A 7,980-nucleotide genomic window follows, 5' to 3' on the forward strand; every position below is an offset into this window, starting at 1 on the left:
TTAAAGATGCATCAGGTGCTGTAAATACCTATTGTTTTGATGAAAACGGAGTAATGCAAATCGGTTGGATAACACATGAAAGACGGTATATGGTATTTCCTTGAAGCTCAGGATGAAAAGATGCTTGGAAGTCTTAAAAAGGGCTGGTACCATGATAATAATGATAAATACTGGTATTATCTAAGTCCTCAAACCGGAGTTATGGAAAAAGGCTGGCAGATGATAAATAACAAGTGGTATTATTTTTCAGAGATTCAGAGAAATCTAAAATACAATAATGAAACGGGGAAAAATGAATATTATCCTCAGAGACCATACGGCTCTATGTATATAAATGAAAAAACACCTGACAATTATAATATTGGAAATGACGGGAGTTTAATCGGAAATTAAAGCTTGGTAAAGTTTACTGATTATATTATGTGAATTAACAGCTGTTGTATATTGATCTATAATATGATACGTATATATCAAATACAACAGCTCTGTAAGCATAATCACTATAAATCTACATTTAAGAAACAGAGGGAATATAATGCAAATGAATAAATTTGAAAGATATTTCTTTTCATCAGTTGCAAGTATAATTATAAATTTTATATTAGGATGTATTTTGGTTTTACCTCTTTGGGGCTTAGCATGGACGATAGGAGCACAATTAAACTTCTCAGTATTGGATAAAACTGATATTGTAGAAATAATTATAGGCTTTTTCTCATTTTTAGTACCTTGGTTCATATATAATATTTATAGACATAATATATGGAAAAAATTTCAAAAACCAAAAGTAATTTATGTTTGTACATTACTTATACCTTCTTTTTGTATTAATTCTATAATAATTATGATGGCTATATATGACTATATAATGTACAATATAAGGGGATGGCACATATAACAAAGAGATTATTATATAAATGAAATGAGGTATAAATATATGGATGATTTTGAAAAAAAAATATTTTTCATTACGACAGGCTTCAATCATAAATTTATTATTTTTATTTTTTATCATATGGATTAATTTCAAAATTAAGGAATTAGCATATGGTGATTTATATGATAAAGATACTACCGACTTTGTTGCGAAGTATATGTTGTTGTTTGCTAATATTATATTTGGCGGAGGAATAGGAATGTATAATTTAATAAGACTGAATCTATGGTGTAAAGAAAACAGTAAATTATATAATCTCAAAAACTATATAATAACGATGCTGGTACTTGTACTGGCTATATTTATTATAGAATTAGCACTGCATTTAATCTTGTGGAAAAATATATAGAAATATAGTTAAGTTAATAATGATTTACATACAATTATATCCTTACTCCGCAAGACTATTCGGAGCTTAAGCTTCCTGAAACCTCAAGAAAGGATTTGCTTGAAAATTTAAACAGGAATGAAAGAACTCAGGTTATAACGGTAAATAAATCGGATATAAGATTAAATGCAGTTTATGAGGAAACTCCTTTAGCAAACGATTCAAATGCTTCAAAGGCATGAGTTGTTTATGAATCCAAAAGAGGAAACTTCGGCATATATATTTAATACAACGCCTCTTTAAATAATTATTATCAGTGTTTTTTAGTAAGGAGATGTAATGAAAATGAATAAATTTGAGAAATATTTTTTTTCATTAGTTTCAAGTATAATTATAAATTTTATATTCGGGTGTATTTTGGGTTTGCCCCTCTTTGGCTTATCATGGACACTAGGGGCACGATTCAAATTTTCAAGGCTTGATAAATCTGATATTGTAGGTCTGGTAGTATGCCTTTTTGCATTTTTAGTACCATGGTCTATATATAATATATACAGGTATCATATATGGAAAAAATTCAAAAAATCAAAATCCATTTATATATATACGTTAATGATACCTTCATTCTGTATTACTTTTTTTATAATTATACTGAGTATATATTGCTATATAACATATGATCCGCATGCAGGTATTTTTCATACAGGTTAATGTTAGAGAAATTATTATATTATTAACGAGGTATAAATATATGGATAATTTTGAAAAAAAATATTTTTCATTGCAACAGACTTCAATTATAAATTTATTGTTCTTAATTTTTTTTATATTGGTCAATTTTAAAACTAAAGAATTGTCATATGATAGTTTATACTCTGAAGCTGATATTGAGTATATGATATTTCATTCAAATATCATATTTTGGGCAGGAATGGGAATGTATAATTTAATAAGATTAAATGTATGGTGTAAAGAAAACAGTAAATTATATAATCTCAAAAACTATATAATAACAATACTGATACTTGCACTGGCTATATTTATTATAGAATTAGCGCTTTATTTAATCTTGTGGAAAAATATATAATCACTATAAATCTACATTTAAGAAACAGAGGGAATATAATGAAAATGAATAGATTTGAAAAGTTTTTCTTTTCATCAGTCGCAAGTATTATTATAAATTTTACATTAGGGTGCATTTTGCTTTTACCCCTTTGGAGCTTATCATGAACGATAGGAGGAGGATTAAATTTTTCAATATCGGATAAAACCTATATTTTAGAAATAATTATAGGGTTTTTATCATTTTTACTTCCGTGGTCCATATATAATATTTATAGATATCATATATGGAAAAAATTTAAAAAACCAAAAACAATTTACATTTATACATTGATTATACCTTCTTTTTTTATTATTTTTATAATAATTACACTGCCTATATATGACTATATAATGTACTATATCCGTGATTTAACCTAATAAAGAAATTATCACATAATGAAATGAGGTATAAATATATAGATATATATTTATAATTTTAAAAATAATATTTTCATAGTACAGATGCAAAAAGACGATTAGATTTTCCTCTTCTAATCGCCTTTTTATGTCAACCTAAAACCCGGTTCAACTGCTCACCTAAAATCCGGTTCAACTGCCGCTCAATGAAAATTAAGTTTATACAGCATCTGCCGGATATAATCTCCGTTAATTTTAATATCACCGCTTTATACTGATACCATTAATATTATTCATCATATTCTCCACTTTCATTACTTTCATCATCTTCATCACTTTCACTTACAATCTTAAACTTAAGCACTACCTTAAATAAATCCCCGTCTATCTGTATTTCAAAATTTCCCTCCTGCAAAAGAGTGAGTGATCTTGCTATTGAAAGCCCCAGTCCGCTTCCTTCGGTTGTCCTGCTTACATCACCCCGCACAAATCTCTCAGTAAGCTCCTGAGGGCTGATATTCAGAGGATTCTCAGAAACATTTTTCATAATAAAAACTGCATAATCGTTTTCAACAATTATGGAAACATATACTCTTGAACCCTTTATAGCATACTTAAATGCATTATTATACAGATTTTCAAGAACTCTCCATAGATGTCTGCCGTCAGCCCATATAATTACCGGTACATTCGGATACTCAGATATGATATCCAGCTGTTTTTGAGCATACTTTTCTTCAAATTCACCATTGGTCTGCTGTATCATCTCGGCAAGGTCAAGCCTTGCCATATCAACGCTTATATTGCCGCTTGAAACCTTGCTTGCCTCAACCAAATCTTCAGTAAGATTTTTAAGGTGATTAGATTTATTTTCAAGTATTTCAAGATAGCCTCTTACCTTTTCATTTACTATATTTTCTCTTTTTATAAGTCCAACATATGTAATTATTGATGTAAGCGGAGTTTTTATATCATGCGAAACATTTGTAATCAGGTCCGCTTTAAGCCTTTCACTTTTTACTCTGTCATTTATAGCATTTTCAAGACCTAAGCCTATATTATTCAGACTTTTTGCGGCATCAGCCTCCCTGCCGTTAAACTCACTTAAATCAAGCTTATAAGCGGTATCTCCCTCTGCTATTGAACGCAGCGCCTGTACTATCTTGTCGGTCTGTATAGCCTTTTTATACATATTATGAAATACTGCTAAATTCACAAAAATACAAAGTATTATAAGACCTGTAACCGCAAATCTCTGTATAAGGGTACTTTCATTGGCTCCAAGCGTACTTATGGAAATTATAAATATAATATTTAAAATGAGATAAACTGCAAACTTTAATAAAATACCGTTTTTATATGATTGTTTTTTCTCATAAATTCCAAGCTCATCCTTGAGCCTTTTGATCAGGCTGCAATCCCATATTATACCTGCTTTTATCGCCCTTATAACGCTGAAAATCCAGAAAAACACACAAGCATATACAAATATATACTGCATAAGCTTTTCGCCGAATCTCCAGTTTTCCTCCGCAAGATATACATGAAGAAACTTGCTCCCCGCTTTTTCACCTATATATAAAAATACCATTATAGAAAGTATGCATAAAACAATATCAGCCTCTATACCGAATTTGTCAATCGCATATACACGCCTGTCTTTAGCATTTATAAACGGTACTCCTGCAAAATAAGCAAGCATTATTATTGTAGCAGCCATAATTATAAGACCGACAGCAGTAAGCACCATACCGTTGAAATACATATTTCTCTGATTGAGGTAATTCAGTCTGCCGAAATAATACTGATCTTTCACCTTATATTCAGTATCTACCGCCACCATAACATTGTACCGGCTTTCAGTCCCTTCCGACAGTTCCGCTGCAAGCAGTGATATATTCTGCGGAACCTTTGACAGATTATTGTTTATAATCATATTCTCAGAATTAACCTGTGCATATTTCCCGAAATTATATAAGGTTTCATCATTTAAATTTTCATCATTTGTATAGATATCATCTCCATAAACAAGTCTGTATTTTATATTTGTAGGATTTAAAATCAGTCTGTTGTATGCAGAATAATAATCACCGAGTTTATCAAGACTTTCCCTTATAAGCTTGTCAATGCTCATATAGGCATCTCCCGGCTCTTTAAGCTTATTATCGGGATTGTATGCCCGCCAGTTGACAAGATATGAAGTATAGGGACTTTCTATATCCTCATCTATAGAATTTGAAACATTAGCCTCCTCAGCCTCAGTTTTATATTCAGCTGCTGACATATTGTTGTTTTTTGTATCTGAACTGCTTTTTTCATCTTCCTGTTTAAAAAAATCAGCTTTATAATTCTCATTTATATAATAGCCGTGGAGTTTGGCATATTTTATTATATCCCTCAGTGTATACACAGGATCCTTACCCGGAGCTATATTTATGCTGAATATTTCACTGTCAAGGCTGAAGGTTCCATTCCCCTCAAAGGCATTTTTATACTTTACATATGAAAATATATCATTTATGTCTGACTCAAACTGCGCCATAAATGCAGGTGAATTTTCATAGGTTTCCGAATTCATCCAGCTTAGTCCCTTTTTAAAGTTATCATTGGTATAAAGCATGGATATGCCTGCTATAAATACAATAAATGCTATAAGGTGCAGTAATGTAAGCCCTATTTTAAAAAGTAAAAGTTCAGTATGTTTTTTCATTAATTAAATTTTAAATAAAGTCTTTACCTCCAAATTTTTACAATCAGAACCTGAAATTACACTACATCTTTTCCATCTTATATCCTACACCCCATACCACTTTAAGATATCTCGGTTCCTTAGGATTAATCTCTATTTTCTCCCTTATATGTCTTATATGCACTGCCACGGTATTATCAGCACCTATAGCTTCTTCATTCCATATTTGTGCATAGATCTCGTCTATTGAAAAAACCTTACCCGCATTTTTTACAAGAAGTAAAAGTATATTGTATTCTATAGGAGTAAATTTTATAATCTCTCCTGACACGCTTACTTCCTTTGTATCGTCATTAATTTCAAGATCTCCGCACCTGAATACATTCTTCTCGGATTGAAGTCCCAGATTGCCGAGCTTAGTATAGCGCCTTAAATGACTCTTAACCCTTGCAACCAGCTCAAGCGGATTAAACGGTTTTGTCAGATAATCATCCGCACCTATATTAAGTCCCAGTATCTTATCAGTATCCTCTGATTTTGCCGACAATATGATTATGGGTATTGAACTGCGCTCCCTTACCTTAAGTGTAGTCCTTATCCCGTCAAGTCCCGGCATCATAACATCCACTATAAGAAGGTCAACTTTGGAAGTTTCAAGTACTTTCAATGCATCATATCCGTCATATACACCTATAACCTCAAAGCCCTCTCCCGAAAGGTAGATATTTATGGCTTCAACTATTTCCTTATCATCATCACAAACTAAGATCTTCTGCATAATGTCAATGCTCCTTTTTTATATTGTTCATACTGCCGCTTATAAAGTATATACTGTTATACAGCCGCATCAATCTCTTTTTATATTAATACTCCGGTTATATATAAGGTATGGCTGCCGCCTTATTATATAAAAGCAAACCGGGCATTCAAATAATTACTTTACTATATATCAGGTATGGCTGATACCTGATATGCTCTTATATACAGAAGTATATCATCTTTACATATTTTCGTATATTTAATTTTTAATTAAGTTTTCTTTGCGTAAGACTGCTTAAATAAAGGTTTTAAAGATTCTTTTTTTATTTTTTATTATTAATGATAATAAAAAATACATATTTAAGCTGCATTACTCTAAATGCTTTACCCGGATAAAAGTACCTTAAATACTTGACATATATTCAAAAATAGCCTATTTTAAGTTTATAATTCTTATATATTTTTATAGATAAAATCTAATATATTATTGTTACTTATGGGTTGAGCAGGCTAACAAAGTTATATTAAATATAAAAATACTAATAGTTATAATCTTAACATTCTGTATTTTTACAGCTTAATACAGATATATAACATATGGCAAACAATGCTGTGCGTCTTATAACAGTTTTTATATTATATTGTTTTTATTGACTTTTATAGCATTATAATATATAATATGTTTGTACCAACAAAAATATTATCAAAAGCAAAAGGAGGAGCTTTTATGGGGAGCGGTTTCTTGGAATACTTAGGCGGAATGAAAAATTTAACGCCTAAAGAATATGATTTCATGAAGAAATTTATATGGACACATTCAGGCGAGATATCAAGCAGTGAGATTTATGAGGAAGCAGGAATGCCTAGAGGAAGCGTAAGCGGAATTTTATTCAGCGTTTCCGAAAAGGGATATTTGAAAAAGAAACAAGCAGGCTGGCACCATATATACACCGTTTTAATATCCGAACTTGAATATGAAAGAGCATTGTTAAGACAGCAGATTAAAAAAGCGACAGGCAAAGGCTCCTTTGAATATCTGATAGCCGCCTTTTACGGAAAAGATACATTAAGTGAGGAGCAGCTTGGTAAAATCAACAATTTATTAAAGGACTTTGAAAATGCTTTGGACGACGACAAATGATGTGGGAGCAGCAAGCGATTTTCTGTTTATACTGTTTGTACCGATAATAGTTACAAACATAGTTATTGTTTTAATGGTATTTATTAAAGACTACCTTGAAAAGATATTAAGTATGTGCCAGCTTAACAGGTTGCTTAAGGGTTTTATACTGTATATTTCATTTTCGCTCTTGATAATTACAGGATACATTGTCGGCAGGTTTTTAATTACCGAAAAACTAAATGTTATAAGCAATGATGTATCCGAATTGTCTTTTGTCAGAGATAAGACCATTGCCAATGCCACCTCTTTTGGTGGAAGTCTTATATTCTTAATTCTGCTTGCAGTCTGGTTTATAGGGATATTTGCTTTAGGAATAAACCAATTAATCAAGGAAAGGGCTTTTTTAAAGAAACTTGACAAATTAAGTGAACTCTTAACTGACGGCACAAGCATTGAAACAAAAAACAGGCTTATTGAAGAAATGGGCATAAAAAAGGATTTTAGAGTGTTTATGAACTCCGTGATACCTTCCCCGTTTATAATAGGGTTTGTTAAGCCGAGGATATTTTTATCAAAAAATAGTCTTTCGGATTTGGAAACGAGCTTATACTTAAGCATGAGATGACGCACTTAAAAGCCGAAGACGTATTTTATCGCAGCTTATGTTTATACTCTGTGTG

9 protein-coding genes are annotated in these 7,980 nt (G+C 31.2%); 7 read left to right on the forward strand and 2 right to left on the reverse strand.

The genetic code is table 11. The features are described from left to right. Window positions 1-75 precede the first annotated feature (75 nt). The 5 genes from HMPREF9333_RS05995 to HMPREF9333_RS06015 all read left to right on the forward strand — a co-directional run bounded on the left by HMPREF9333_RS05995 (window position 76) and on the right by HMPREF9333_RS06015 (window position 2,352). Window positions 76-393 carry a hypothetical protein gene (locus HMPREF9333_RS05995; protein ID WP_005540589.1) on the forward strand — a complete coding sequence of 106 codons (318 nt, stop codon included), beginning with the start codon at window positions 76-78 and terminating at the stop codon, window positions 391-393. 148 nt (window positions 394-541) lie between these two features. Next, window positions 542-898 carry a hypothetical protein gene (locus HMPREF9333_RS06000; RefSeq protein WP_083816601.1) on the forward strand — a complete coding sequence of 119 codons (357 nt, stop codon included), beginning with the start codon at window positions 542-544 and terminating at the stop codon, window positions 896-898. Between the two features lie 238 nt (window positions 899-1,136). Then, entirely contained in the window at window positions 1,137-1,286 is a 150-nt protein-coding gene (locus tag HMPREF9333_RS13285) for a hypothetical protein (RefSeq protein ID WP_242822323.1), read from the forward strand. Window positions 1,287-1,381: 95 nt separating this feature from the next. After that, a complete protein-coding gene (locus HMPREF9333_RS13490; protein WP_277352360.1) occupies window positions 1,382-1,507 on the forward strand; it encodes a hypothetical protein in 126 nt (41 codons plus the stop codon). A 509-nt stretch (window positions 1,508-2,016) separates the two neighbouring features. Next, window positions 2,017-2,352, forward strand: coding sequence for a hypothetical protein (locus HMPREF9333_RS06015; protein ID WP_040882447.1), 336 nt, complete (start codon window positions 2,017-2,019; stop codon window positions 2,350-2,352). Between the two features lie 666 nt (window positions 2,353-3,018). Here HMPREF9333_RS06015 and HMPREF9333_RS06020 read toward each other — a convergent pair. Then, a complete protein-coding gene (locus HMPREF9333_RS06020) occupies window positions 3,019-5,439 on the reverse strand; it encodes a sensor histidine kinase (protein ID WP_005540591.1) in 2,421 nt (806 codons plus the stop codon). A 61-nt stretch (window positions 5,440-5,500) separates the two neighbouring features. After that, window positions 5,501-6,196 carry a response regulator transcription factor gene (locus tag HMPREF9333_RS06025; protein ID WP_005540593.1) on the reverse strand — a complete coding sequence of 232 codons (696 nt, stop codon included), beginning with the start codon at window positions 6,194-6,196 and terminating at the stop codon, window positions 5,501-5,503. Between the two features lie 708 nt (window positions 6,197-6,904). Here HMPREF9333_RS06025 and HMPREF9333_RS06030 point away from each other — a divergent pair. Both HMPREF9333_RS06030 and HMPREF9333_RS06035 read left to right on the forward strand, forming a co-directional pair. Continuing rightward, window positions 6,905-7,318, forward strand: coding sequence for a BlaI/MecI/CopY family transcriptional regulator (locus tag HMPREF9333_RS06030; protein WP_005540594.1), 414 nt, complete (start codon window positions 6,905-6,907; stop codon window positions 7,316-7,318). After that, window positions 7,296-7,925, forward strand: coding sequence for a M56 family metallopeptidase (locus tag HMPREF9333_RS06035; protein ID WP_040882449.1), 630 nt, complete (start codon window positions 7,296-7,298; stop codon window positions 7,923-7,925). Before HMPREF9333_RS06030 ends, HMPREF9333_RS06035 begins: the two co-directional genes overlap by 23 nt. Window positions 7,926-7,980 lie beyond the last annotated feature (55 nt).

The organism is Johnsonella ignava ATCC 51276, assembly GCF_000235445.1.
GTDB lineage: Bacteria > Bacillota > Clostridia > Lachnospirales > Lachnospiraceae > Johnsonella > Johnsonella ignava.